At 71.7% G+C, this 25,948-nt stretch carries 25 protein-coding genes; 9 read left to right on the top strand and 16 right to left on the bottom strand.

Translation table 11 applies throughout. From position 1 onward, the window contains the following. Nucleotides 1–63: 63 nt before the first annotated feature. Nucleotides 64–1,041 (bottom strand): 4-hydroxy-tetrahydrodipicolinate synthase, encoded by a 978-nt coding sequence (gene dapA, locus FS769_RS01195; RefSeq protein ID WP_058232286.1) that lies wholly within the window; start codon nucleotides 1,039–1,041, stop codon nucleotides 64–66. A 95-nt stretch (nucleotides 1,042–1,136) separates the two neighbouring features. Here dapA and FS769_RS01200 point away from each other — a divergent pair, with 95 nt between their 5' ends. Then, a complete protein-coding gene (locus FS769_RS01200; protein WP_144828318.1) occupies nucleotides 1,137–1,673 on the top strand; it encodes an NUDIX hydrolase in 537 nt (178 codons plus the stop codon). Nucleotides 1,674–1,707: 34 nt separating this feature from the next. Here FS769_RS01200 and FS769_RS01205 read toward each other — a convergent pair whose 3' ends face one another. Genes FS769_RS01205 through FS769_RS01215 form a run of 3 tightly spaced genes read right to left on the bottom strand, consistent with a single transcriptional unit; the run spans nucleotide 1,708 to nucleotide 3,771 of the window. Beyond that, nucleotides 1,708–2,463 carry an SDR family oxidoreductase gene (locus FS769_RS01205; RefSeq protein WP_144828321.1) on the bottom strand — a complete coding sequence of 252 codons (756 nt, stop codon included), beginning with the start codon at nucleotides 2,461–2,463 and terminating at the stop codon, nucleotides 1,708–1,710. 1 nt (nucleotide 2,464) lies between these two features. Beyond that, nucleotides 2,465–2,965: a dihydrofolate reductase gene (locus FS769_RS01210; protein WP_144828324.1), complete on the bottom strand. Its 501-nt coding sequence runs from the start codon at nucleotides 2,963–2,965 to the stop codon at nucleotides 2,465–2,467. Then, entirely contained in the window at nucleotides 2,962–3,771 is an 810-nt protein-coding gene (locus FS769_RS01215) for a thymidylate synthase (RefSeq protein WP_144828327.1), read from the bottom strand. Before FS769_RS01215 ends, FS769_RS01210 begins: the two co-directional genes overlap by 4 nt. Before the next feature lie 188 nt (nucleotides 3,772–3,959). Between FS769_RS01215 and FS769_RS01220 the strand changes: the two genes are divergently transcribed. The 4 genes from FS769_RS01220 to FS769_RS01235 all read left to right on the top strand — a co-directional run bounded on the left by FS769_RS01220 (nucleotide 3,960) and on the right by FS769_RS01235 (nucleotide 6,411). Then, a complete protein-coding gene (locus FS769_RS01220) occupies nucleotides 3,960–4,397 on the top strand; it encodes a thioredoxin family protein (protein WP_144828330.1) in 438 nt (145 codons plus the stop codon). After that, nucleotides 4,390–4,962, top strand: a complete 573-nt coding sequence (locus FS769_RS01225; protein WP_144828333.1) for a DUF4395 domain-containing protein — start codon at nucleotides 4,390–4,392, stop codon at nucleotides 4,960–4,962. Before FS769_RS01220 ends, FS769_RS01225 begins: the two co-directional genes overlap by 8 nt. Before the next feature lie 110 nt (nucleotides 4,963–5,072). Further along, nucleotides 5,073–5,498, top strand: a complete 426-nt coding sequence (locus FS769_RS01230) for an OsmC family peroxiredoxin (RefSeq protein ID WP_144828335.1) — start codon at nucleotides 5,073–5,075, stop codon at nucleotides 5,496–5,498. Next, nucleotides 5,491–6,411, top strand: coding sequence for a TIGR01777 family oxidoreductase (locus FS769_RS01235; RefSeq protein ID WP_144828338.1), 921 nt, complete (start codon nucleotides 5,491–5,493; stop codon nucleotides 6,409–6,411). The genes FS769_RS01230 and FS769_RS01235 overlap by 8 nt, the downstream gene beginning before the upstream one ends. Before the next feature lie 196 nt (nucleotides 6,412–6,607). On the opposite strand, the gene FS769_RS01240 is transcribed toward FS769_RS01235, so the two are convergent. The 5 genes from FS769_RS01240 to FS769_RS01260 form a co-directional block, all read right to left on the bottom strand. Continuing rightward, nucleotides 6,608–7,060 carry a hypothetical protein gene (locus FS769_RS01240; RefSeq protein WP_144828340.1) on the bottom strand — a complete coding sequence of 151 codons (453 nt, stop codon included), beginning with the start codon at nucleotides 7,058–7,060 and terminating at the stop codon, nucleotides 6,608–6,610. Then, nucleotides 7,057–7,869 carry a 4-hydroxy-tetrahydrodipicolinate reductase gene (gene dapB / locus FS769_RS01245; protein ID WP_144828343.1) on the bottom strand — a complete coding sequence of 271 codons (813 nt, stop codon included), beginning with the start codon at nucleotides 7,867–7,869 and terminating at the stop codon, nucleotides 7,057–7,059. The genes FS769_RS01240 and dapB overlap by 4 nt, the downstream gene beginning before the upstream one ends. Before the next feature lie 58 nt (nucleotides 7,870–7,927). Continuing rightward, nucleotides 7,928–8,530, bottom strand: a complete 603-nt coding sequence (locus FS769_RS01250) for a histidine phosphatase family protein (protein WP_144828344.1) — start codon at nucleotides 8,528–8,530, stop codon at nucleotides 7,928–7,930. Between the two features lie 77 nt (nucleotides 8,531–8,607). Continuing rightward, a complete protein-coding gene (locus FS769_RS01255; protein ID WP_144828347.1) occupies nucleotides 8,608–9,633 on the bottom strand; it encodes an aldo/keto reductase in 1,026 nt (341 codons plus the stop codon). A 241-nt stretch (nucleotides 9,634–9,874) separates the two neighbouring features. Continuing rightward, a complete protein-coding gene (locus tag FS769_RS01260; protein ID WP_144828350.1) occupies nucleotides 9,875–12,172 on the bottom strand; it encodes a polyribonucleotide nucleotidyltransferase in 2,298 nt (765 codons plus the stop codon). 307 nt (nucleotides 12,173–12,479) lie between these two features. On the opposite strand from FS769_RS01260, the gene FS769_RS17010 reads away from it, so the two are divergent. Then, nucleotides 12,480–13,907, top strand: a complete 1,428-nt coding sequence (locus tag FS769_RS17010) for a hypothetical protein (protein ID WP_260979665.1) — start codon at nucleotides 12,480–12,482, stop codon at nucleotides 13,905–13,907. A gap of 41 nt (nucleotides 13,908–13,948) precedes the next feature. On the opposite strand, the gene FS769_RS01270 is transcribed toward FS769_RS17010, so the two are convergent. Continuing rightward, nucleotides 13,949–15,916 (bottom strand): GDSL-type esterase/lipase family protein, encoded by a 1,968-nt coding sequence (locus tag FS769_RS01270; RefSeq protein WP_144828353.1) that lies wholly within the window; start codon nucleotides 15,914–15,916, stop codon nucleotides 13,949–13,951. Between the two features lie 134 nt (nucleotides 15,917–16,050). On the opposite strand from FS769_RS01270, the gene FS769_RS01275 reads away from it, so the two are divergent. After that, entirely contained in the window at nucleotides 16,051–16,662 is a 612-nt protein-coding gene (locus FS769_RS01275; RefSeq protein ID WP_144828356.1) for a DedA family protein, read from the top strand. A gap of 35 nt (nucleotides 16,663–16,697) precedes the next feature. Here FS769_RS01275 and FS769_RS01280 read toward each other — a convergent pair whose 3' ends face one another. Then, complete coding sequence (locus tag FS769_RS01280; RefSeq protein WP_144828358.1) at nucleotides 16,698–17,459, bottom strand: fructosamine kinase family protein; 762 nt, start codon at nucleotides 17,457–17,459, stop codon at nucleotides 16,698–16,700. A gap of 46 nt (nucleotides 17,460–17,505) precedes the next feature. Between FS769_RS01280 and FS769_RS01285 the strand changes: the two genes are divergently transcribed. After that, nucleotides 17,506–18,288: a DNA/RNA non-specific endonuclease gene (locus FS769_RS01285; RefSeq protein WP_260979666.1), complete on the top strand. Its 783-nt coding sequence runs from the start codon at nucleotides 17,506–17,508 to the stop codon at nucleotides 18,286–18,288. 467 nt (nucleotides 18,289–18,755) lie between these two features. Here the strand turns inward: FS769_RS01285 and FS769_RS01290 are convergent, their stop codons facing one another. The 3 genes from FS769_RS01290 to FS769_RS01300 form a co-directional block, all read right to left on the bottom strand. Beyond that, the gene (locus FS769_RS01290; RefSeq protein ID WP_186325374.1) at nucleotides 18,756–19,358 is read right to left on the bottom strand and encodes a bifunctional 2-polyprenyl-6-hydroxyphenol methylase/3-demethylubiquinol 3-O-methyltransferase UbiG; all 603 of its coding nucleotides are present in this window, start codon (nucleotides 19,356–19,358) and stop codon (nucleotides 18,756–18,758) included. Nucleotides 19,359–19,753: 395 nt separating this feature from the next. Further along, nucleotides 19,754–20,398, bottom strand: a complete 645-nt coding sequence (locus FS769_RS01295; protein ID WP_144828367.1) for an FMN reductase — start codon at nucleotides 20,396–20,398, stop codon at nucleotides 19,754–19,756. Between the two features lies 1 nt (nucleotide 20,399). Beyond that, the gene (locus FS769_RS01300; RefSeq protein ID WP_144828370.1) at nucleotides 20,400–21,632 is read right to left on the bottom strand and encodes an LLM class flavin-dependent oxidoreductase; all 1,233 of its coding nucleotides are present in this window, start codon (nucleotides 21,630–21,632) and stop codon (nucleotides 20,400–20,402) included. A 136-nt stretch (nucleotides 21,633–21,768) separates the two neighbouring features. On the opposite strand from FS769_RS01300, the gene FS769_RS01305 reads away from it, so the two are divergent. Beyond that, nucleotides 21,769–22,860, top strand: a complete 1,092-nt coding sequence (locus FS769_RS01305; RefSeq protein WP_144828373.1) for an acyltransferase family protein — start codon at nucleotides 21,769–21,771, stop codon at nucleotides 22,858–22,860. Nucleotides 22,861–23,414: 554 nt separating this feature from the next. Here FS769_RS01305 and efeB read toward each other — a convergent pair. After that, entirely contained in the window at nucleotides 23,415–24,710 is a 1,296-nt protein-coding gene (gene efeB / locus FS769_RS01310; protein WP_144831728.1) for an iron uptake transporter deferrochelatase/peroxidase subunit, read from the bottom strand. Between the two features lie 2 nt (nucleotides 24,711–24,712). After that, on the bottom strand, nucleotides 24,713–25,942 hold the full coding sequence (gene efeO, locus FS769_RS01315; RefSeq protein ID WP_144828375.1) for an iron uptake system protein EfeO: 1,230 nt from the start codon (nucleotides 25,940–25,942) through the stop codon (nucleotides 24,713–24,715). Nucleotides 25,943–25,948: the final 6 nt, after the last annotated feature.

Consider the following 25,948-nt stretch of genomic DNA (forward strand, 5'->3'; position numbering starts at 1 on the left):
GATGCCGCCTCGCGGCATCCCTTCGTGTGGCGTCCCAGGCCGCGGTTCGGCGGACGCCGATGCTTATCTCGTGGTGCCGTGCACCTTCGGCAGGGCACCGCCGGCGGCCGCGTTGCGGTCGGGGCGGAAGTTGGAGAAGTCGGCGCCGGCCACGTTCTTCACGAGGGCCAGCTCGTCTTCGATGACAGCGGCTTCCCATTCCTCCGGCCCGACGAGGGGCAGGCGGACGCGGGGGCTGCCGATGCGGCCGAGGCCGTGCAGGATGTACTTCGCAGCGACGGTGCCGGGCACGTGGGTCATGACGGCGCGCACGAGCGGCTCGAGACCCTTGTGCGCGGCGGTGGCCGAGGCGAGGTCGCCGGCGTTCACGGCGTCGACGATGGTGCGGTAGGGCGCGGCGGCGATGTTGGCGGTCACCCCGATGAGGCCGGAGGCCCCGATCGACAGGTGCGGCAGCACGTTGGCGTCGTCGCCGGAGAAGTACATGAGGTCGGTCTGGTTGAGCACGCGGCTGACCTCGCTGAAGTCGCCCTTGGCGTCTTTGATCGCGAGGATGTTGGGGTGCTTGGCCAGGCGCAGGATCGTCTCGTACTTGATGGGCACACCGGTGCGGCCGGGGATGTCGTAGAGGATGACCGGCAGGTCGGTCGCGTCGGCGACCAGGCGGAAGTGCGTCAGGATGCCGGCCTGCGTGGGCTTGTTGTAGTACGGCGTGACGATCATGATGCCGTCGGCGCCGGCCTTCTCGCTGGCCTTGTAGAGCTCGATGGCGTGCGCGGTCTCGTTGGAGCCACCGCCGGTGATGATCTTCGCGCGACCGGCCGACACGCTCTTGCCGACCTCGACGAGACGCAGCTTCTCGGGGTCGGTGAGGGTGGAGGTCTCGCCCGTCGTGCCCGTGACGACGATGCCGTCGGCCCCGGCGGTGATGACGTCGTCGATGTGCTTCTCGGTGGCGGGCCAATCGACTTCGCCGTCGGCGGTCATCGGGGTGATGAGCGCGACGAGCACTTGACCGAAGGGATTGCCGGAGTGCGTCATGCTCCCAGGGTATCGGTTCGCGAAGGTCCGCCCTCGGCGTCGTCCACAGCGTCGGTGAACAATCCGTGACGCGGGCCGCGTCCTAGGGTGGCGTCATGGCCTGGACCACCCGCGCGTCGCGCACCGTCTACGAGAACCGCTGGATCCACGTGCGCGAAGACGAGGTGACCGGCCCGCACGGCGACGGCATCTACGGCGTGGTGCGGATGCAGCATCCGGCGGTCTTCGTCGTGGCCCTCGACGAGGAGGATCGCGTCTGCCTCGTCGAGCTCGAGCGGTACACGACGGGGCGCTCGCTCGAGGTCCCCGCGGGCGGTTCCGACGGTGAGGACCCGCTGGTGGCCGCGAAGCGCGAGCTGCTCGAAGAGACCGGGGTCACGGCATCCGAATGGATTTCCCTCGGCCGGATGAACGCCCTCAACGGCATCGCCGACGCCCCCGAGCACGTCTTCCTCGCGAGAGGACTGAAGACGATGGATGCCACGCAGTCGCAGTCCGAGGAGGGCATCGACGCGGTCCGCTGGGTGCCGTTCGCCGAGGCGCTCGCCCTCGTGGCCGACGGCACGATCGCCGACGGCGAGACGATCGGCGCGCTCGCCCTGGCCGGAATCCGGCTCGGCCGCTTCCGCTGAGCCGCTCCGGGCCGGGCTCGACGCGACGGCCGCGTCAGCGCCCGCGCGACGCCGCGGCGACCACCACCGCGTCGGGCAGCAGTCGCGATGCGGCGACGAGCACCTTGTAACGCCACGACGGGACCGAGACCGACCGACCGTGGGCCGCGTCGCGCAGCCCCTCGCGCACGACGGTGGCGGCGTCGAGCCACATGCCGTTCGGCACGCCCTCCTGCCCCGGCGGCAGCCCGAGGCGGGCGTGGAAGTCGGTGTGGACGAACCCGGGGCACACCGCGGTGACGGTGACACCGCGCGGCGCGTAGACGACGTTCGCCCACCTGCTGAACGAGATGAGCCAGCTCTTGACCGCACCGTAGGTGCCGCGCGGCACGAACCCGGCCACTGACGCGACGTTGACGACGCGCCCGCTCCCCCGCTCGAGCATCGCGGGCAGGGCGGCGTGCATGAGCCTCATCGCCGCCTCGACGTGCAGACGCAGGTGCTGCACCTCGTCGTCGACGGGGTTCTTCTCGAAGGCCAGGTCGAGGCCGAAGCCCGCGTTGTTGACGAGCACGTCGATCCCTCCGGCCGCCAGGCGCTGCTCGACGGTCGCGAGCGCGTCGGCGTCGAGCAGGTCGGCGGCGAGCACCTCGACGTCGACGCCGTGCGCCGCCCGGATCCCCGCGGCGACCTCGTCGAGCGCGACGCGATCGCGCGCCACGAGCACGAGCCCCGCTCCCCGCGCGGCGAGTTGGCGGGCGAACTCGGCGCCGAGGCCCGAGCTCGCTCCCGTGATGAGCGCGGTGGCCATGTCACTCCCCCGGTCGGCGGTACGTCTCGAAGCGATACCGGATGCCGCTGCGCGAGGTGTGCCAGCCCTCTTCGGGGTCGGCCGCGACCCGGCTCCACCCCTCGGTCGAGGGGGCGCGCGTGTCGCCGTCGACGGCGAGGTCGAGGCGGGTGACCTCGAGCAGGTCGGCGCGACCGATCGCGGCGGCGTAGAGCATACCTCCGCCGATCACCCAGACCTCATCGCCCGTGGTGAGGGCGAGGGCCTCGTCGAGCGACCCGGCGCGTTCGGCGCCCTCTTCCGCCCACTCCGCGGAGCGCGTCACCACGATGTTGCGCCGACCGGGCAGGGGGCGGAATCGCGGCGGGAGCGACTCCCAGGTGCGACGCCCCATGACGACCTCGGCCGATCCGGTGACCTCGCGGAAGTGGGCCATGTCTTCGGGCACGTGCCACGGCATCGCGCCGTCTGCACCGATCACGCCGTCGTGGGCTTCCGCCCAGACGAGGCCGACGGTGGTCATACCGCGACGGCTCCGCGAATCGCCGGGTGGTGCTGGTAGTCCTCGACGACGATGTCGTCGTAGGTGTAGTCGAAGATCGACGCGGGCGTGCGGGCGAAGCGCAGCGTCGGGTACGGGTAGGGGTCGCGCGTGAGCTGCTCGGCGACCTGCTCGCGGTGGTTGTCGTAGACGTGGCAGTCGCCGCCGGTCCAGACGAACTCGCCGGGCTCGAGCCCGGTCTGCTGCGCCACCATGAGGGTCAGCAGGGCGTACGAGGCGATGTTGAACGGCACGCCGAGGAACATGTCGGCGCTGCGCTGGTAGAGCTGGCACGACAGCTTGCCGTCGGCGACGTAGAACTGGAACAGCGCGTGGCAGGGTGCCAGCGCCATGTCGGGGATGTCGGCCGGGTTCCACGCCGACACGATGAGCCGACGCGAGTCGGGATCGCGACGGATCTGCTCGACGACCTGCGAGATCTGGTCGATCGTGCCGCCGTCGGAGGTGGGCCACGAGCGCCACTGCACGCCGTATACGGGGCCGAGTTCGCCGTCGGCATCCGCCCACTCGTCCCAGATGGTGACGCCGTTGTCCTTCAGCCACGACACGTTCGACTCACCGCGCAGGAACCACAGCAGTTCGTAGACGATCGACTTCAGGTGCACGCGCTTGGTGGTGATGAGGGGGAACCCCTCGGCGAGATCGAAGCGGATCTGTCGACCGAACACGCTCGTCGTGCCGGTTCCGGTGCGATCGGACTTGTGCACGCCGGTGGCGAGCACGTCGCGGAGCAGGTCTTCGTAGGGCGTCGGGATCTCGGCGGTCACGGCCCTCACGATACCCGGGCGGAGCGTGAAGACGGGGCCCACGGCTCGATCCGTGGAGAGTGCGCCGCGGGTCGCCGCTGGGGAGGACGGGCGCGGCTGCGGCCCTCGGCCGAGAGGACGCCGAGCAACGCCGTCATGGAGGGACTCATCGGCCCCTCCCCCGCCGACGCGCATTAGCGTTGTCGCTCGTGGAACCGATCGTCGCCCTCCTCCTGCTCGTCGCGCTCGTCGCCGTGACGACGGTCGTCGGTCTGGTCGTGCGCCGTCGTCAGGGCCGCGCCCGCGCCGTCGACTCCGTCGAGATCGTCGACCCGCAGCGACTGGGCGTCGACGCGCTCGGGGGCGAGGCCACCCTGCTGCAGTTCAGCACCGAGATGTGCTCGCGCTGCCCCGGGGTGCACCGGATACTGTCCGACGTCGCCGGCACCCGCGATGGCGTCCGCCACCTCGACGTCGACCTCACCCATCGGCCCGACATCGCCCAGCACTTCCGCGTGCTGCAGACGCCCACGACCCTCGTGCTCGACCGCCGCGGAATCGTGCGCACGCGCTTCGGCGGCGTTCCCGCCCGCGACGTCGTCGAACGCGAACTCGACACCCTGCAGAAGGAGTCCACCCGTGCCTGACGTGTCGCGCATCGACGCCCGCGGCCCCCGCTTCGCGGCATCCATCACCGCCGTCCTCCTACTCGTGGCCACCGCCCTCGCCCTCCTCGGAGTCTCGACCCAGCGCGGCGCCATCGGGTGGTTCGCCTACCAGCCACTCGCGCAGGAGCGATTCGCGCCCGAGAGCTGGATCGTGCAGCAGGTCTCTCCGCTCGACCGCGCCGCCGACCCCGGCTTCCTGCTCATGCTCGTGATCGCCGCGCTGTTCGTGTGGGGCGTCGCCTCTCCCCGCACCGCGCCGTGGGGCGTGCTGTACCGCCGCGTGGTGCAGCCCCGGCTGGCCCCTCCCACCGAGTTCGAAGACCCGCGCCCGCCGCGCTTCGCCCAGGGCGTCGGCCTGTTCGTCACCGCGGTGGGACTGCTTTTGCACCTCGCCGGGGTCCCCTGGGCGCTGCCGATCGCCACGGCGATGGCCTTCGCCGCAGCGTTCCTGAACGCGGTGTTCGGATTGTGCCTCGGATGCCAGTTGTACCTCGTGCTGCAGCGAGCGGGCCTCGTCGGTCGGCGCGGTCCGGCCGCCGCCTGACCGGCGAGCTTACGAAGGGGCTGTCAAGTCCCGCCGGGTGTCGGATGCCCTCGTTAGGCTGGCCGCGTCGCGGTCGCCCCTGACCGTCGCGGACACTATCGGAGGTTCCCATGGCCGTCACGAGCGAAGCCACCACCGCCTGGAAGGGCAGCCTGTTCGAGGGATCGGGTGAGGTCACCTTCACCTCGTCGGGCATCGGCACGTTCGACGTGAACTGGAAGGCCCGCAGCGAAGGGTCGAGCTCGGTCACGACGCCCGAAGAGCTCCTCGCTGGCGCGCACTCGTCGTGCTTCAGCATGGCTCTCTCCAACGCCCTCGCCGACAACGGCACCCCGCCCGAGTCGGTCGACGCCACCGCGTCGGTGACCTTCAAGCCCGGCACCGGCATCACCGGCAGCCACCTGAACGTCAACGCCGTCGTGCCCGGACTCGACGACGAGACCTTCCAGAAGATCGCCGCCGATGCCAAGGCCAACTGCCCCGTCTCGCAGGCGCTGACAGGCATCGAGATCACCCTCGAGGCCACGCTTGCCTGAGACTCCCGCCCGACGCGTCGTCCTCGCCGGCGCGTCGGGCCTCATCGGCTCGGCCCTCGCCGACTCGCTGCGCGCGGACGGCGTCGAGGTCACCTCTCTCGTGCGTCACACCCCCACCGGGTCGCATGAAGTGCAGTGGATGAAAGACGCGGCGCCTCTCGACCCGGAGGTCTTGGCGGGGGCGGATGCCGTGGTGTGCCTCAACGGCGCATCGATCGGGCGCTTCCCGTGGACGCCGTCGTACAAGAGCACGCTGCTGTGGTCGCGCATCACGCCGACCCGCACGCTCGCCGCCGCCGTCCGGGCGCTCGGCGCCGACGCCCCCGCGCTGATCAACGCCAGCGCGACGGGCTACTACGGATCCCAGCCCGGCGCGGTGCTCACCGAGACCTCGAAGCGCGGCTCGGGCCTGCTCGCCGACATCTGCGTCGACTGGGAGGCCGCCGCCCGCGAGGCCGGCGACCACGCCCGCGTGGCCATGCTGCGCACGGCCCCGGTCGTCCACGAGCAGGGAGTGCTCAAGCCCCTGCTGCTGCTCACCAAGCTCGGTGTCTCCGGTCCCATCGGTCGCGGCACGCAGGTGTGGCCGTGGATCTCGCTCGACGACGAGGTGCGCGCCATCCGCCACGTCATCGATTCCGACATCGTCGGTCCCGTGAACCTCACCGGACCGACGCGGGCGACGGCGAACGACCTGGGCTTCGCGCTCGCCCGACGCATGAACAGGCCCTACGCCCTGCGTGCCCCGGTCTTCGCGGTCAAGCTCGCGCTCGGAAAAGACGCCACCGAGGCCCTTCTCACCTCCGACGCCGACGTCAAGCCGTCGGTCCTCGAGGAGAGCGGCTTCACCTTCACCCACCGCACCGTCGAAGAGGCCGTGGCCTCGGCGGTTCCGGCGCACGACGCCGCGTGACGGCGGCGAGGGCGGCCCGAATCGGGTCGCCCTCGCTGCAGCGGGGCTGACCTCCGCGTCGGGGCCGACCTCGAGCTCCGTCTCGCCGACGGCTGCCCGGCGCGACGAGACCCGGAGATCTCCGCACTCCGCACGCGCGTGCTGCACGGCACGTCCACCGCGCTGAGCCCCGGCGCGGCCAGGGCGTCGTGTCGCGTCAGGCCGCGCGGCGCTCGGCGGTCTCGAGCCGCACCGCGGTGCGCACGGCCTCGCGCGCGCGCCGGCGGTCGCCCGCCGCGTCGTACGCCAGGGCCAGTCGATAACGGGCACGCCAGTCGTCGGGGTGCGCCTCCACGTCGGCCCGGTACCGCGGGAAGAGGGCGTCGCCGTCGGCACGCTCGATCCGACCGCTCGGACGCACGGGCAGGTCTTCGTCGGGAAGCCCTCCCTCGGCGTCGAGCCGTTCGCCCAGCTGCTGCGCCCGCACGCCGAACCAGAGCTCGCGGCCGATCGCCCAGAGCGCCAGCAAGGGCAGCACGAGAAGCGCCACGCCCATGACCACGCCGATGGTCTGCCCGCTGCCGAGCAGCACGACGGCGCGCTGTCCGGCGAGCACGATGTACATCAGCAGCAGCACCGTCATCACGGCGACGGCGACGCGGACCTTCATGCGCTCGTGACGCTCGCGACCTGACCCGACACGTCGCCGTCGGCGACGGGCGCCTCCGCCTTCGCGGGGCGGGTGCGCACGCCGATGTCGATGAAGCTGTCCAAGCCGACGACGACGCCGCGCGCCTCACGTGCCGCCGCCAGGGCGATGCGGATGCCGGGGGCGTACGCCGCCTTCGGGTCGATGGTGTCGTGGACGATCGTGAGCGACTCCCCCGCTCCCGAGAGCACGGTCTCCTGCCGGGCGACGACGCCCGGCCGCCGCAGCGAGTGGATGGGCACCGAGGCCACGCGCTGCCCGCGGGCGCGCTGGTCGACGTGAGGAGACTCCACCGGGCCGACCTCGGCGCGGGCGGCGGAGATGAGCTCCGCGGTGCGCACGGCGGTCCCGCTGGGCGAATCCACCTTCGTCTCGCGGTGCGCCTCGATGATCTCGATCGAGGGGAAGAAGGGCGCCGCGGCGGCCGCGAGAGCGGTGCCGATCACCGAGCCGAGGGAGAAGTTGGGGATGAAGACGACCCCCGTGCCGCTGGCCTCCACGAGCGGACGCACGAGGGCGATGCGCTCGTTCGACCACCCCGAGGTGCCCACCAGCACGTTGATCTTGCGCTCGACGGCCGCGCGCACGATGTCGATCGACACGGCGGGCGTCGAGGCGTCCACGACGAGGTCGGCCCCGTCGAGCTCGCTCATCGCCGACTTCGAGGTGAGGACCGCGACGACCTCGTACCCTTCTTCGGCATCGACCACCTCGCGGATCACCCCGCCGAGCTTGCCGGTCCCGCCCACGATGGCCACGCGTGTCGTCATGCCTCCAGCCTAGGCGCGGTGGGGCACGCGGACTCCGCCCGATCGGCGGACGCGCCGCTCAGACCGGCAGCGGGTCGGGAAGCCCCGTGCGCAGCTCGACCGGCAGGTGGGCCAGGTCGTTGTGCGACAGCAGCGTCCAGGGGCGGCCCTTCTTCTGCGCGATGACGGTGAGGCCGCAGTAGGCCTGGTTGATCGTCATCCACCGCCAGTCGGGGGCCTGCAGCACCTCCCGGACGAACCACGAGATGACGAAGTTGTGCGTGATGACCAGCTCGTGCACCTCGCCGGCCTTGCGCGCGAGGAACTCCGCCGTGGCGTCGGCCATCTGCGCGCGTCCGGCCTCGATCTCGGCATCCGTCACCGAACCGAAGAAGGGCTCGTAGGCCGCGGGCGTCTCGGGCGTCATGCCCGTCGGGATGCAGTCGAACAGCAGGGCCGACGACTCCGGCGCCACCGACGGCAGGCGTTCGGCGACGGCCCGCGCGGTCTGCGCGGCGCGTTCGAGGGGCGAGTGCCAGACGGCGTCGAGGGGAAGACCCGACAGGCGGTCGGCCAGCAGAGCGGCCTGTCGCTGGCCCCGCGGAGAGAGGGGGCCGTCGGTGAGTCCGTGCTCTGCGTCTTGGTGCTCGCCATGGCGCACCAGGTAGATGTAGTGCGTCACGTCAGCTCACTTCGTCGTCGATCTGCCGTCCCCCGGCCGGTCCGTCCAGCCTACGTCACACCCCGACGAGGGGGCGGTCACTCGGCGGCGCGGGCGATATCCGACAGCTGAGCGCGGCTCAGGCGCACCCCGACGGCGCGCATGCACTCGACCACGTGCCGCGGTGCGAAGGCGTTGACGATCGGGGCGGTGACGACCTTCTGCGCGAGCAGCCAGGCGACCGCCACGGCGGCATCCGGGATTCCGAGCTCGCTGCCCACCGCGTCGAGGGCGCGCAGCACGCGCGAGCCCCGACGGTTCAGGTGCGCGGCGACCTGCGTTCCGCGCACCGATTGCGTCGACTGACCGCGGGTGCGCGTCTCGCCGGCGAGGAACCCGTGCGCGAGGGGGTGGGACGGCGTCACCGCCATGTTCTGGGCCTGGGCGATCAGCCGCACGTCGCCGTCGAACTCCGCGCGCCGCAGCACGTTGTACGGCACGTCGAGCACGGTGATGCGGGGGTAGCCGGCCGACGAGAGGATGCGGGCCTCGACGAGCTGAGCGGCCGAGTAGCCGTGGGCGCCGATCGCCCGCACCTTGCCGGATTCGACGAGCCACTCGCTCGTGGCGAGGGTGTCTTCGAGCATCGCGGCGTCGCCGCGCACGGCGTCGAGCGACAGCACGTCGATGCGGTCGGTGCCCAGACGCGTCAGCGAAGCCTCGACCGCGCGCACCAGGTTGACCGAGTCGAGGCCGGGGTTGTCGGGGTGGCTGCCCACGCGCACGGTCAGCACGACCTCGTCGCGCGCCCGACGGCTGCGCAGCCATTCGCCGATGATGAACTCGCTGCGTCCCGCGGCGTAGCTGTCGGCGGTGTGCAGGGCGTTGCCGCCGAGCTCGGCGTAGGTGTCGAGGATCTCGTGGCTCGCGCGCGCGTCGACGTTCCAGCCGAACTCGCCGCCCCCGAGGAACATCGGGAAGACCTCGAAGCCGCTCTCGCCCAGGGGCACGCGGACGTGCGAGCCGAGGCCGGGGCCCTGCAGGGTGATGGGGGTCGACGGATGCGGGGCTCGATCGCGTCGCAGGCGCGGCGTGGCCGTCTCATCGACGCCTGAGCCGCTCATGGCGAGATCCCCTCTCCGCGGCGCCGGGTCGACGGTACGGATGACCCGTATCACCACGCCCCCCGACGTACTTCCGAGGGTAGGCGGTCCCCGTGACCGGCCCGTCGTTTCGCCCGGCTCGGCGGTAAATATTGCGTAACGCTTGACGGGCGTCGTCACGCCTCCCCCACGCGTCACTCGCGTCACACGACGGATGCCCGCCCCGCACGAGGCGGGACGGGCATCCGATCGACGCGAAGGATCAGCCTTCGGCGGGAGCCTCGGGGCCCTCGCTCGCGGCGGCCGAGCTCTGCGTGTCGGCAGGCTCGGTCGCGGCGGCGTCCTCGTCGAGCACGGGCTCGAGCGACAGCTTGCCGCGGTCATCGATCTTCGTGATGCGCACGAGGATCTTGCGACCGACCGAGAGCACGTCTTCGACGTTCTCGACGCGCTTGCCACCGGCGAGCTTGCGGACCTCGCTGACGTGCAGCAGGCCGTCCTTGCCGGGGAGCAGCGAGACGAACGCACCGAAGGTCGCGATCTTGACGACGGTTCCGAGGAACTGCTCGCCCACCTCGGGGTTGGTCGGGTTCGCGATCGCGTTCACCTGGGCGCGGGCCGCCTCGGCCGAGGGGCCGTCGGTCGCACCGATGTACACGGTGCCGTCGTCCTCGATCGAGATCTGGGCGCCGGTCTCGTCCTGGATGGAGTTGATCGTCTTGCCCTTGGGTCCGATGAGCTCACCGATCTTGTCGACCGGGATCTGCACGCTGATGACGCGGGGCGCGGTGGGCGCCATCTCGTCGGGAGCGTCGATCGCGGCGTTCAGGACGTTGAGGATCGTGAGGCGAGCCTCCTTCGCCTGGGTGAGGGCTGCGGCCAGCACCGACGACGGGATGCCGTCGAGCTTGGTGTCGAGCTGGATCGCGGTGATGAACTCGCTGGTGCCTGCGACCTTGAAGTCCATGTCGCCGAGGGCGTCTTCGGCGCCGAGGATGTCGGTCAGGGCGGCGTAGCGCGTCTGGCCGTCGACCTCGTCGGTGACGAGGCCCATCGCGATGCCGGCGACGGGGGCGCGAAGGGGCACACCCGCGTTCAGCAGCGACAGGGTCGAGGCGCAGACCGAGCCCATCGACGTCGAGCCGTTGGAGCCGAGAGCCTCGGACACCTGGCGGATCGCGTAGGGGAACTCCTCGCGGCTGGGCAGCACCGGAACGAGGGCGCGCTCGGCCAGGAAGCCGTGACCGATCTCGCGACGCTTCGGCGAACCCACGCGACCGGTCTCACCGGTCGAGTACGGCGGGAAGTTGTAGTGGTGCAGGTAGCGCTTGCTGGTGATGGGCGACAGCGAGTCGATCTGCTGCTCCATCTTGAGCATGTTCAGCGTGGTGACGCCCAGGATCTGGGTCTCACCGCGCTGGAAGATCGCCGAGCCGTGGACGCGCGGGATGACCTGCACCTCGGCGTCGAGCGGGCGGATGTCGGCGACGCCACGGCCGTCCATGCGGACGCCCTCGGCGAGGATGCGACCGCGGACGATCGTCTTGGTGACCGACTTGTACGCGGCGTTGAACTCGAGCGTCGCGACGGCGGGCAGCTCGCCCGACTCGACGGCGGCGAGGAGCTGCTCCTTGACCGAGGTCTTGACCTCGTCATCGGCGTTCTGGCGCTCCTGCTTGTCGGCGATCTGATACACGGGCACCAGACGGTCGTAGGCACGGCCGGCGACGAAGTCGTACGTCTGCTGGCTGTAGGCCGGGAAGACGGGGAACGACTGGATCTCCTTGGCCGCGGTGCGCGCGACCTCGTTCTGCGCGTCGACGAGCTGACGCAGGAAGGGCTTGGCGGCCTCGAGGCCCTCGGCGACGACCTGCTCGTTGGGCTTGGTCGCGCCGCCCTTGATCATGTTCCAGCTGCCCTCGGTGGCCTCGGCCTCCACCATCATGATGGCGACGTCGCCGTCGTCGAGCACGCGGCCCGCGACGATGAGGTCGAAGACGGCGTCTTCGAGCTGGGTGACGGTCGGGAAGGCGACCCACTGGTCAGCGGTCTCGCCCTGGCCGGGGATGAGTGCCAGGCGCACACCCGCGATGGGGCCCGAGAACGGCAGACCCGAGATCTGGGTCGACAGCGACGCGGCGTTGATCGCCAGCGCGTCGTAGAACTCGCCGGGGGCGATCGAGAGCACGGTGACGACGATCTGCACCTCGTTGCGCAGGCCGTCGACGAACGACGGGCGCAGCGGGCGGTCGATGAGGCGGCACACGAGGATGGCCTCGGTGGAGGGGCGACCCTCGCGGCGGAAGAACGAGCCGGGGATCTTGCCGGCGGCGTACGAACGCTCTTCGACGTCGACGGTCAGCGGGAAAAAGTCGAAGCCTTCACGCGGGTGCTTGCCGGCGCTGGTGGCCGACAGGAGCATGGTCTCCTCGTCGAGGTAGGCGGCGACAGCGCCATGAGCCTGCTGAGCGAGGCGTCCGGTCTCGAACCGGACGGTGCGGGTGCCGAAACGGCCGTTGTCGAGAACGGCTTCAGCGGCGGTGATTTCTGGACCTTCCAAGAGGTCCCTCCTTCTTTGTTTAGGCTCGCCGCCCCGTGTGGGCGACGAGCTGACATGCGAAGGAGCAGGAACAGGCAGAAAGGGCACGCCGATGCGATCGGCGAGGGAATCCCGGCGACTGGCCACCAGTGCTCGACCACCCGGCGCTGACGACGGGGAGTCCACCACAGGGGACCAGCGTCTGCCGGCCTGCTCCGTGAGCTCGTATTTATTTGAGCGGATGCCAAGACGGCATTCGGTCCTCACCCTACCAGCGACCGCCCATGCGGGGTGGGCACGGCACGGCGAAGTGCTCTACCGTGACCTCATGGGCCTCATTCGTCGCAGTAGTCACACGCTTCTCGCGTGCGTGCTCCTGGGCGCGGTGATCGCCCCGTCGCCGGCGAGCGCGACATCCCTCTCCGCCTCGACCCTCGCCCCCGTCGCGGCGGTCGACCAGGCCGCCGTGGACCGTGTTTTGGCCGAGCTCGACGCCGCGGAGACCTCGGCGGCCGAGGCCTCGCGCCGCGCCCTCGATGCGTCCGCCCTCGCGGAACGCACGCGCCTGCAGGCCGAGACGACCGCGCAGCGCGCCGAGGGTCTCACCGCCCAGAGCGAGGCGGCCGACGCCGCGCTCTCCGCCGCGAGCACGCGCGCCGGAGCGAGCGCCTCCCGCCTCATGCGCACCGTGGGCGGTGGCCCGCTGGTGGCGCAGCTGCTGACGAACGCAGATCCCGACTCGCTGCTGCAGCGCCTCGGCATCCTCGACCGCGTCACCACGCTGGCCGCGCGCACCGCCGGCGAGGCCCGCAGCGCCTCCGACGTCGCCGCCTCCCTGCGAGAGCAGGCCGAGCAGGCCCGCGACGAAGCGGCACGCCTGGCGGCCGACGCGCAGTCGACCGCGGCGACGGCGCAGAGCGATGCGGATGCCGAGGCGGCCACCGTCGCGTCGGCGCAGGCCCGGCTCAACGACCTCTACGCGCAGCTCGCCGCTCTGCGGAAGACGACCGCCGACGCCGAACGCGCCGCGCGCGAACGCGAGAAGGCGCAGCGCGACGCCGCCGCACCCGGCGGCGCGACGGGCGGGCCCGGCGCGGGCTCCGGCTCGAGCGGCGGCGGGGCGAACGCGGGCGGGTCGGGCTCCGGCGGGTCGGGATCGACCCCGGGCGGCGGAGCGGGCGGCAGCGGCTCGGGAGGTAGCGGCTCGGGCGGCAGCGGCTCGGGCGGCTCCTCCTCCGGCGGCGGGGGCTCCAGCGGCGGCAGTGGCTCGGGCGGCGGATCGAGCAGCGGCGGGTCCAGCTCCGGCGGCGGATCCAGCTCCGGCGGCGGCTCCAGCTCCGGTGGCGGCTCCGGCTCCGGCGGCGGGTCCAGCTCCGGTGGCGGCTCTCACCCCGGCGGCGGATCGAACGCGGGAGGCGGCGGGTCCACGGCCCCGGCGGGTCCGACCATGAGCCCGTCCCAGGCCCGCGACTACGCGCGCGGCGCGATCCGCAGCTACGGCTGGGGCGACGACCAGTTCTCGTGCCTCGTATCGCTGTGGAACCGCGAGTCGGGCTGGCGCGCCGACGCCCTCAATCCCTGGAGCGGCGCTTACGGCATCCCCCAGGCGCTGCCGGGCGAGAAGATGGCATCCGCTGGTCTGGACTGGCGCACCAACGCGGCGACCCAGATCTCGTGGGGGCTGACCTACATCAGCGGCCGCTACGGCTCACCGTGCGGGGCGTGGGCGCACTCGGAGCAGACCGGCTGGTACTGACGCATCCGCACGGCTAAGCGACCGAGCCGGCCCGCAGCGGATCACACCGCGTCGGCACGCTCGCGATCGCCGCGAGTGGGCAGCTCGACGTACCCGGTGTGCTTGGCCAGCACGCCGTCGCCGGCCGTGCGCCCTCGCACGCGCCGCCACACCCAGGGCAGTGCGTCGCGCGTGAGCCAGGTTCCGCCCGGCCGGTCGCCATCGTCGGCGTGCAGGGCCTCGTCGAGCCCCAGCAGTGCGCGCGCGTCGGGCACTCCGAGCGCTTCGGCCGCGCGATAGGCGACGAGACGGTGACCGGCCGAGCTGAGGTGCACGAGGTCGTCGGCCCACATCGACGTCTCGCCGATCTCGCCCACCGCTTCGAGGTCGAGCAGGATCGCCCCCTGCTCCGCGGCGATGCGCCGCAGGTGCACGTTGTAGGCGGCGAAGCGACGGGCGAAGATGCGGGCCGCGGGCCGACGCGGCAAGAAGGTCGTGACCAGCAGCACGTCGGCTCCCGTGCGCCGCACCGCGCGCACGGCCGACTCGACCTCGGCGACCAGCGCGGACAGCACCGGGGCGGGGCCCACCAGATCGTTCGCCCCGATGAGGATCGACACGAGGTCGGGCTCGAGCGTGAGGGCCGCGGGAATCTGCTCGTCGATCAGGTGGCGCACGCGACGACTGCGCACGGCCAGGTTGGCGTAGTGGAACGGTCCGGCGTCGCTCGTGTGGGCCAAGAGCTCCGCGAGACGGTCGGCCCACCCGCGGTACTGCCCGCTCGGCATGCGCGAGGCGTCGCACAGTCCCTCGGTCAGGCTGTCGCCGAGGGCGACGAAACGGGTCCTCCGCCCTCGGGTTCCGGATGCCGCCGGCGCGGCCGGCCGCGCGGCCCCGCGTCGCAGCATCACGTCGTCGACGCGGCGCAGGGCCACGGCATCCGCGTAGTGCCCGACGAGATCGCGGGTGAGCGCCTCCCACGTTCGGCCCTGCACGGCGTCGCGCGCGGCGCGAGAGAACGCGCGGCGCTTGGACTCGTCACCGACGAGGTCGGCGACGCGGGCGCGCATGTCGTCGAGGTCGCCGGGCTTGTACAACCACCCGTCGACGCTGGAGCGCACCAGGTCGAGGGGTCCGCCGACGCCCGTGGCGACCACCGGCACCCCGCTGGCCAGGGCCTCCTGGATCGTCTGACCGAACGTCTCGCTCTCCCCCGGGTGCACGAACACGTCGAAACCCGCCATGACCCGCGCGAGCTCCGACCCCGACAGGTGGCCCGTGAACACGGCATCCGGAATCGCCTTCTCGAGGGCGGGGCGCGAGGGCCCGTCTCCCACGATGACCAGCCGGGTGTCGGCGACCTCGGCGAGCGCGCGCAGGTCGTCGACCTGCTTCTCGGGCGCCAGGCGACCGACGTAGCCCACGATGCGCTGACCAGCCGGGGCCACCTCCGCGCGCCACGACTCGTCGCGGTGCTCGGGGGCGAAGCACACGGCATCCACTCCCCGCCCCCACCGGCGGATGCGGTCGACGCCCAGTTGCTCGAGCTGCCGCAGCGACGACGACGACGGAGCCAGGGTGAGAGTCGCTCGGCGGTGCAGGCGGGCGACGTGACCGGCGACGAGGGCGGTCGCGTGGGGCAGGCCGTACTTCTGGGCGTAGGCGACGACGTCGGTCTGGTACACCGCGACCGAGGGGATCTTGAGCGCGTCGGCGGCGGCGAGCCCCTGCCACCCCAGCACGAACGGCGAGGCAAGGTGCACGACGTCGGGGTCGAAGTCGCGCAGCAGCGCTCCCAGACGCGCCGCCCGGGCGAACACCACGCGCACCTCGGGGTACGAGGGCAGCGGCACCGAGCGCAGCAGTTCGGTGCGGGCTCCGTGCAGGTCGGCGGTCACGTCGCCGGATTTGGGGGCGATCACGAGCGTCTCGTGGCCCGCCTCCGCCAGATGGCGCAGGACATGGAGAACGGAACCGGTGACCCCGTTCATGTGCGGGAGGAAGGATTCGGCCAGCAGCGCGACTCTCACGACACCAGGGTGAGGCGTGCCGGGGCCCGCGGGGCGCCGTTCGGCCCCGACGTTCGCGATGTTCACCGGATGCTCCGCCGGGCGTCACCGGCGCGTGGGCGGGGCGTCTCGATCCACGGCGGAGAGTGACCCGAATGGACGGTGTCGACGCGTGGCTGCAGGCGATCGCGGCGAGTCCGTGGGCGCTTCCCGCGATGGCGTTGCTGGTGTTCGCCGACGCGTTCCTCGTCGTGATCCCCGGCGAGGCCGCGGTCACGGCGTTCGGCGCCCTCGCCGTCGCCCACGGCACTCCCCCGCTCGCCGCGGTGATCGTCGTCGCCGGGGCCGCGGCCTTCGCCGGCGACCTCGGCTGCTATCTGGTGGGGCGCCTCGTGGGCGTGGAGCGTTGGGCGTGGATGCGCGGACCCCGCGTCTCCGCCGCGCTCGACTGGGCGCGGGCGCGCCTCGAGCGCAACGCCGCGGTCGTGCTCTTCACCGCGCGGTTCGTGCCCTTCGCGCGGCTCGCGGTGAACCTCGCGGCGGGTGCAGCACGGGTGAATCCGGCGCGGTACCTCGGCGTCGCAGCCCTCGCCGCCCTCGCGTGGGCGGCGTACCAAGCGGTGATCGGCGCGGTCGTCGCGGCGCTCGTACCGGGCGGCCCGGTGGTGGCGGTGGTGGTGTCGATCGTCGTGGCCGTGGGGATCGGCGTCGGCATCGACCTCGTGCTCGCTCGGCGGGCGAAGCGGCGGGCGGCCGCGCGCTCCTGACCGTTCGGAGATCCCGGATGCCGGCGCCCGGCGCCTCAGCCCAGGGCGAGGGTCTGCTCGGCGGCGTCGACGAGAGCGCGCCCGTACGACGGCCCGTGGCCGGCGGCGTGCACGGCGAGCGGATGCAGCTGATGCACCGGCACGCGCTCGCTCCAGCCGTCGCGCAACGGATGCGTCCGGTCGTAGGCATCGAGGATCCGCTCGAGGAACGGGCAGCCGAACAGCGCGAGCATCGCAAGATCGGTCTCGCGGTGACCGCCGTGGGCCGCGGGATCGATCAGCACGACCCCCTCGTGGCCCCACAGCACGTTGCCCGCCCACAGGTCCCCGTGCAGGCGCGCGGGCGGTTCGTCGTCGTCGAAGGCTCCCGCCGCGATCAACGCGCACGCGCGCCCGACGACCTCGGCTCCGGATGCCGACAGGTTGCCGGCCGCGACCGCGATCGGCACGAACGGCTCGACGCGCTGCGCCGCGTAGAAGACGCCCCACGACGGCTTCGGTCGCGCCGGTTGCGAGCGGCTGCCGATGAAGATGTCGCCCGTCCACCCGGGCGGGGGTGAGCCGAACGCCTCGGCCCCGGCATCGTGCGTCGCGGCGAGGGCGGCACCGAACGCGTCGGCGGCCTCGGCGGAGGGACGCGTCTCGGCGATGCGCTCCAGCACGATCCGCTGGTCGGCGACCTCGAACACCTCGGCGATGCGCGCGCCAGCCGCCTCGGCGAGCCAGCGGAGCCCGGCGGCCTCGGCGGTGAAGAACCCCGCGGGGGCGTCGCGGCGGGTCTTCACGTGCTGTTCCATTCATCCAGTCTGTCGCGATGTCGGGAGTCACCGGCACGATGGAAGCATGAGCGACGGTTACGACCCGGACTTCCTCGGCATCCCCCTGCCCCTCCCCTCTCCCGCGCAGCCCACCACGCGGCTCGACTACCCGCGCTTCAGCGTGCTGCTCGACGAGCAGCGGCGTTTCGCGGCGGTCACCGCCGTGGTGATCGACGGAGCGAGCCTTTTGGATCTGCCGCGCACGGGTGAGTGGCGTCTCGACTCGCGTGCTCCCGCCGAGGCGCAGGCCGGGCCCGAGGTCTATAGCCGCAACGACCTCGACCGCGGGCATCTCGTGCGCCGCCGCGATCCCGGCTGGGGCGCCACCAATGAGGCGCGCGAGGCCACCGAGGCGACGTTCTTCTACACGAACGCCGCTCCGCAGGCCGCCGGCTTCAACCAGTCGAAAGAGCTCTGGCTCGGACTCGAAGACCACGTGCTGGCCTACGCCGAGGCGACCGACCAGCGCATCGCCGTGTTCACCGCGCCGGTGCTCGCCGACGACGACCCGCCCTACCGCGGCATCCGGGTGCCGCTGCGGTTCTGGAAGATCGCCGCGTGGCGTCAGGGCGACACGCTCGCGGCGGCCGGGTTTGTGCTCGATCAGAGCGAGCTGGTCGACACCCGGCAGGGCCTCGTCGTGCCGCCCCTCGGCGCGTTCCGCACCTTCCAGGTGCCGATCGCCGACATCGCGGCCGAAGCGGGCGTCGACGTCGGCCCGCTCGTCGACGCCGACACCTTCGTGCGTCGCGGGCTGCGCCCGGTCGCCGCACGCGAGCTGCGGAGCGCCGACGACATCGTGCTGTGAGGTGCACCCCAGTCACGCGCGGACCGGCCGCCCCGTCGCACCCCAGGTGGCTGAGCCCGTCGAAGCCCCCGGTCACGCGCGGACCGACCGCCCCGTCGCAACCCAGGTGACTGAGCCCGTCGAAGCCCCCGGTCACGCGCGGACCGACCGACCCGTCGCAACCCAGGTGACTGAGCCCGTCGAAGCCCCCGGTCACGCGCGGACCGACCGACCCGTCGCACCCCAGGTGACTGAGCCCGTCAAAGCCCCCCGGTCACGCGCGGACCGACCGACCCGTCGCACCCCAGGTGGCTGAGCCCGTCGAAGCGCCCGGTCACGCGCGGACCGACCGACCCGTCGCACCCCAGGTGGCTGAGCCCGTCGAAGCCCCCGGTCACGCGCGGATCGACCGCCCCGTCGCACCCCAGGTGGCGGAGCCTGTCGAAGCCCCCGGTCACCGGCGGGTCGGCAGCGCCGGCCGCCGCTTCTCAGCGCACCCGCACCGCGTGCAGCACCGTGTCGATCGCGGGGTGCGCGTGCCCGTCGCGCAGCTCGGAATCGGCGGTCCCTCGCGTCACCTGCTCGCAGCGCTCGATGCGGAAGCGGTCGTCGAGCGCGCCGCTCAACAGCTTGGGCGTGTAGAGGATCGCTGGGTCGGAGGGTCCGTGTCCGCCCGCGGCGATGTTGTCGACGTCGTGGCCGATCACCACGAGCGTCCCGCCGACGGCGACCCACTCCGCGATCCGCGCAATGGCCGCGGCGTTGTCGCGCAGATGCAGGTAGCACGACACCACCAGATCGACGGATGCCGCGGGCTCGAACTCGTGCACATCGGCACGCACCCACGAGACCGCGTCGCCGCCCGGGCGGGCAGCGGCGAGCGCGAGACCCGCACTCGAGAAGTCGATGCCCGTCGTCGTCCAGCCGCGCTGCGCCAGCCAGAGGGCGGTGCGTCCGTCGCCGGTTGCGACGTCGATCGCGGAACCCGGTGCGAGCGCGCCGGCGATCTCACGGACGACGGCGGGAGGCTGGGTTGCCCATACTCCCCCGGCGGAAGCGCGGTAGCGCTCGTCCCACTGCGTGGCATCCATTCGGTCTCCTCCGGCTCGCTCCCACCCTAGATCCGCGTGCGAGCGCCCCGGCGCCCGCGTCGCCGTCGAACCGAGGCGGCAGAACGGATGCCGTCGCCTCACCGCTCCGCATCCGCTGCCCCGACTGCGTCCCACGGAGCGCGATCCGCGCACCCTCAGCGATCCGCACATCCTCAGCCCGAAACCCCCGATGACGACTGAAGCTGCGCGAATCGCTCACCCTGCGCCGCCACGCCCGCACACCGCGATCCGCGCACCCTCAGCGATCCGCACATCCTCAGCCCGAAACCCCCGATGACAACTGAACCTGCGCGAATCGCTCACTCTGCGCCGCCGCGCGCACAGCACGAAGCCCCGCCACCCGAACGAACGGGCGACGGGGCTCCGTCACAGGGTCACTCCCCCGACAGACCACCCAGCAGGTGGCCGAACGAGCGGCCTTCGCCGAGGTACGACGAGGGGTCGAACGGGTCGGCGTCGCGCACGGGTTCGCGGGCGGCGATGGCATCCGCGAGCTCACGGGCGCCGCGGTCGACGCGGGATCCGAGCGGGGCGACCTCGTCGGCGTTGGCACCCCAGTCGCTCGAGGCGGCGAACACACCGGTCGGCACGGGGTTGGCGTGCAGGTAGGTGAACAGCGGACGGATCGCGTAGTCGATCGCGAGCGAGTGCCGGGCGGTGCCGGCGTTCGCTCCGATGAGCACGGGGGTTCCGGTGAGCGCCTGCGGGTCGAGCACATCGATGAACGACTTGAACAGACCCGAGTAGCTGGTCGAGAAGATCGGCGTCACCGCGATGATCCCGTCGGCCGAGACGACCGTGTTGATCATCTGCTCGAGGGCGGGCGGGGCGAAGCCGGTGAGCAGGTTGTCGGTCAGCTCGTGGGCGTAGTCGCGCAGCTCGAAGACGTCGGCGGTGGCCTCGATCCCGCGCTCGCGCAGCTCCGCGAGCACGGCGTGGCTGAGCCGGTCGCCGAGCATGCGAGTCGACGAGGGAGTCGAGAGTCCGGCGGTGATGACCGCGATGCGACGGGCCGCCATCTCAGGCACCGACCTTCGACGCGGCCGCACCGAACGCGCTGCCCGAGCGGGGCGCGGCATCCTGGTAGGGGCTGCCCGACACCATGTTGTCGCCGCGGTTCGCACCGGGAACCGCCTGACGCGGAGCCGCGCCGGCGTAGATCTTCTCGATCTGGTTGGCGTGCGTGGGAGCGTCGGGCACCTCGGCCGGGCGGTTCTTCTGCAGCTCCTTGCGCAGCACCGGCACGACCTCGCCGCCCAGGATGTCGAGCTGCTCGAGCACGGTCTTGGTGGGAAGACCGGCGTGGTCGATGAGGAAGAGCTGGCGCTGGTAGTCGCCGAACGTCTCGCGCATCGCGGCGTAGCGGTCGATGATCTGCTGCGGCGAGCCGACGGTCAGCGGGGTCATCTCGCTGAAGTCCTCGAGGCTCGGGCCGTGGCCGTAGACGGGCGCGTTGTCGAAGTACGGGCGGAACTCGCGCACGGCGTCCTGGGAGTTGGCGCGCATGAACACCTGTCCACCGAGGCCGACGATCGCCTGCTGCGGCGTGCCGTGGCCGTAGTGCGCGAAGCGCTCGCGGTACAGCGTGATGAGGCGCTGGTAGTGCTCCTTGGGCCAGAAGATGTTGTTCGCGAAGAAGCCGTTGCCGTAGTAGGCGGCCTGCTCGGCGATCTCGGGCGTGCGGATCGAGCCGTGCCAGACGAACGGGGGCACCCCGTCGAGGGGACGCGGGGTCGAGGTGAAGCCCTGCAGCGGGGTGCGGAACTTGCCCTCCCAGTCGACGACGTCTTCACGCCACAGCTTGTGCAGCAGGTCGTAGTTCTCGATGGTCAGCGGCAGACCCTGACGGATGTCCTTGCCGAACCAGGGGTAGACCGGACCGGTGTTGCCGCGGCCGAGCATAAGGTCGGCGCGACCGTTCGAGACGTGCTGCAGCATCGCGAAGTCTTCGGCGATCTTCACCGGGTCGTTCGTGGTGATGAGCGTCGTGGAGGTCGTGAGGATGAGGCGCTCGGTCTGGGCCGCGATGTACGCGAGCGTCGTCGTGGGCGACGACGACCAGAACGGCGGGTTGTGGTGCTCGCCGAGGGCGAAGACGTCGAGGCCGACCTCTTCGGTGTGCTTGGCGATCGTGAGGGTGTCCTTGATGCGCTGGGCTTCGCTCGGCGTCGTGCCGGTGGTCGGGTCCTGGGTGATGTCGCTCACCGTCATGACACCGAACTGCATTCCGGGCCAGGTGTTCGTCTCGTTCATGATGCGACCTCCGTTTGTATGCATCTGAATATACATGGTGGAACGCACCACGCCCAGCTTTATTCCGCTTACCTCATCGGCATCCCGAAACCGCCCCCGTCGACCCGTCGCCGCCTCGCGACTAGCGTCGCCCGAGATGACGGATGCCGCGACCCCCACCCCCGCGACCTCGCGCGTGCCCTTCTGGGACAACGCCCGCTTCGCCGCGATCGTGCTCGTCGTGCTCGGACACGCGATCCAGCGTCTGACCTCCGACTCGGATGCCGCGGAGGCACTGTACCTGCTCGTCTACGCGTTCCACATGCCGCTGTTCGCCCTCGTCTCGGGCTACTTCTCGTCGGCGGCCGAGCCCACGCGGTGGCGCATGGCGCGCGTGTTCACCGATCTCATCGCGCCGTACGTGATCTTCGAGACCCTCTGGACGATCGTGCAGTTCGCCGTCACCGGCCGCACGAACCTCGACCCTGCCCAGCCGTCGTGGACCCTGTGGTTCCTGCTCGCTCTCGCGCTGTTCCGCGTCGCCCTGCCGTATCTGGCCCTGCTGCGCGCGCCCGTCGTCTGGGCACTGGCGATCTCGATCGCGGCGGGATACCTGCCGAGCATCGACTCGACCTTCTCGGTCTCGCGCTTCCTCGGTCTGCTGCCGTTCTTCACCCTCGGGTGGTGGCTGCGCGAGCACGACGTCGTCGCGCGCCTCGGCCTGCTCGCCAGCCGCCCGGTATGGATGCGGGTCACCGCCGCGGGCATCCTCGCGGGAGCCGGCGTGCTCGCCTTCGTGTTCGTCGACACGTGGCAGGACCTGCGCTTGGGGACGTGGTTCTTCTTCGTCGACGCCTACGTCGATCTCGACGCCCCGCAGTGGTGGGCGGGCGCCGTGCGCCTGGCGATCATCGCGCTCGCGCTCGTGCTGATGGTGGCGTTCCTCGTGCTGATCCCGCGCCACGAGACCCGGTGGACGCACCTCGGCCGCTCCACGATGTACGTCTACCTGCTGCACACGTTCGTGCTCTACCCGTTCCGCCAGTCGGGGGTGCTGCGCGGGCTCGAGCCGATGTGGGTGTGGATCCCGGTCGTCGTCGTCGCGAGCGTCGCCATCGCCGTGGCGCTGTCGAGCCGCCCGGTGCGGCGCGTCTTCCGCCCGCTCGTCGAGCCCCGGATGCCGTGGCTCTTCCGCGATCGCGCGCTCGGCGCAGGCCGCGAGCCCGCAGCTGCCCGGCGAGGTCCCTGAGCCTGTCGAAGGGACCCGGTGGCTTCGACAAGCTCAGCCACCTACCCAGCGAGGTCCCTGAGCCTGTCGAAGGGACCGGAACCCCGCGCGCGCCCGGTGACTTCGACAAGCTCAGCCACCTCCCTACCCAGGTCCCTGAGCCTGTCGAAGGGACCGGAACCCGCGCGCGCCCGGTGGCTTAGACACGCTCAGCCACCTGCCGACCGGAACCCGCAGACGCCCGGTGGCTTCGTAGCGAGGCCCCTGAGCCTGTCGAAGGGACCGGAACCCGCGCGCGCCCGGTGACTTCGACAAGCTCAGCCACCTACCTACCCAGGTCCCTGAGCCTGTCGAAGGGACCGGAACCCGCGCGCGCCCGGTGACTTCGACAAGCTCAGCCACCTGCCGACCGGAACCCGCAGACGCCCGGTGGCTTCGTAGCGAGGTCCCTGAGCCTGTCGAAGGGACCGGAACCCGCGCGCGCCCGGTGACTTCGACAAGCTCAGCCACCTGCCGACCGGAACCCGCGCGCGCCCGGTGGCTTCGACACGCTCAGCCACCTGCCGACCGGAAGCCTACGCCCCGAGCAGGCCCGCGCCGATCGAGGTGCCGGCCGGGGCGGCGGGCGGCACGGCCCACAGTCCCGAGCCCACGTGGCGCAGGTATTCGCCCATGGCATCCGTCGCCAGGGCCTTCTGCAGGGTGATGAAGCGGTCGGGGCTCTTCTGGAACGACAGGAAGAACAGCCCCGCGTTGAGGCGTCCGAGATCGGTCGTGCCGTCGACGAAGTTGTAGCCGCGGCGGAGGATGCGGATGCCGCCGTTCATGTCGGGATGCGCGAGCCGCACGTGACTGCGCGCGTCGATCGCGGGCTTGCCCGTCGCCCCCACGGCCGAGAAGTCGGGCGCGGCGAACTCGTCGCCGCCCGAGAGCGGGGCGCCGTTCGCCTTGTCGCGCCCGACGACGCGATCCTGCTCGGCGAGGCGCGTGCGGTCCCACGTCTCGATGAGCATCGCGATGCGACGCGCGACGAGGTACGACCCGCCCGCGAGCCAGGCCGGACCCTCGGATGCCGACACCCACACGTTCTCGTCGAGAGCGGCCGTGTCGTCGGCGAGGATGTTGGCCGTTCCGTCCTTGTAGCCGAACAGGTTGCGCGGCGTGGACTGGTCGGCCGTGGTCTTCGACGTGCGGCCGAATCCGAGCTGCGACCACCGGATGGTCGCCCGCCCGAAGGCGATGCGACTGAGGTTGCGGATCGCGTGCACGGCGACCTGGGGGTCGTCGGCGCACGCCTGGATGCACAGGTCGCCGTCGGAGCGGAGCGGGTCGAGGTCGTCGCCGAGGAAGGCCGGGAGCCTCTCGAGCCCCGCGGGCTTCTGCGCCTCGAGACCGAAGCGCTGGTCGAACAGCGAGGGACCGAAGCCGAAGGTGATCGTGAGGTTGCTGGCGGGCAGGCCGAGCGCCTCGCCGGTGTCGTCGGGCGGGGCTTCGGGCGAGCCGTTGACGGCGCCGCTCGCGCTCACCTCAAGCCCCTGCATCATGCGGGTGGCTGCGTACGTCCAGTCCGACAGCAGCTCGGCCAGGTCGTCGCGGGTGGTGCGCGCCATCATGTCGTACGACGCGAAGTGCAGGTGCTCCTGCACCTCCGTCGTGATCCCGGGCTGATGGATGCCGCTGGCCGGCGCCGCGGCATCCATCACCGCCTTCTGCTGCTCACGCGCGAACGCCTGCCCGCCGACGAGGCCACCGCCCGCGCCCACGACGAGTCCCGTGGCGCCGGCGCCCAGCGCCAGCCCCATCAGTCCGCGGCGGGACAGGCCGCCGGCATCCGGAGTCTTCTCGTCGGCAGCGTTCTCGGCGTCGCTCATGCTCACTCCAGGATCGTGACCGTCAGCTGCGACAGCGGCTCGGCGAGGGCGTTGATGAGGTCGGTGAGCTGGCGCTTGTCGGCCTCCGTGACCTGGCTGTAGGGAACGAAGCCGGCGTCGAGCGAGCCGTAGGTCGCCAGTGCCGCCTCGAGGTCGGCGTACCCGGCGTCGATGCGGGTGACGAGCTCGGCACCCTTGTCGCCCTTCGACTCGGCGAAGTCGCGCACGAGCGAGAAGGCCATCTTCGAGCCCTCGACGTTCGCGGCGAAGTCGTTGAGGTCGGTTCCCGACCACCAGTCCTCTTCACCGCTGATCTTGCCGGTCGCGACCTCGTCGAGCAGCGCGATCGCGCCGTTCGAGATGCCCGCCACGCCCTGGTCCTCGAGGGTCTGCGTGAAGGTGTCGGAGTGCACGTAGTCGTACAGCTCCTGCGTGTCGGCGATCAGCTTGTCGCCGTAGGTCGCGCGCTCGGCGGGCGTCGAGGGCGCCCAGTCCTTCCACGCGGGCGTCTCGCCGTCGGCATTGAGTGCATCCTGCGCGGGGACCCACAGATCCTTCTCGATGCGGTGGAAACCGGTCCACTCCAGGCCCTCGGCGACCGCGTCGACCTCGCGGTAGTCGATGCGCGGGTCGAGGTCGCCCAGCGCCTCCGCGATCGGCTCGATGCGCTCGTAGAACGCCCGCACGCGCGGGAACTGCTCGCGGGCGGTGGCGTCGTCGCCCGACTCGTAGGCGGCGGTGAAGCTCTGCACGGCGGGGAGGAGCTGGCCCGTCTGGTCCTTCACGAACGCGGCGTAGAGGTCGACGGCCTGCTGCTTCTGCTCGGCATCCGGACCCTCGACCGCCACGGCGTCACCCGTGACGGTGAAGCTCTTCTTGCCGACGCCGTCGCCGACCATGCCGGGCTTGCAGAGGGTGAAGTAGTCGCCGGGCTGGGCGACGACCGTGAGGGTGCGCGAGGCTCCCGGGGCGATGTTCTCGACCTCGCCGACGATGCGCAGGCCGTCGGAGGCCAGCAGGTAGAACTCGGTGACCTGGTCGCTCTTGTTCGCGATGTCGAACGCGACGGTGCCACTGGGCGCGGTGCTCGCCGACACCGCGCAGTCGTCCGCGGTCGAGGTGACCGCGAGCGCTCCCCCGGCGGCCGCGTCGGCCTTGGCGACGCAGCCCGAGAGGGCGAGGACGGCCGCGCCGGCCACGGCCGTGGCCGCGAGAAGGCGTGTCGAATTCATGGGTGC

The sequence above is a fragment of the Microbacterium sp. BH-3-3-3 genome (genome assembly GCF_007679045.1).
In the GTDB taxonomy this organism is placed as follows: Bacteria; Actinomycetota; Actinomycetes; order Actinomycetales; family Microbacteriaceae; genus Microbacterium; species Microbacterium algihabitans.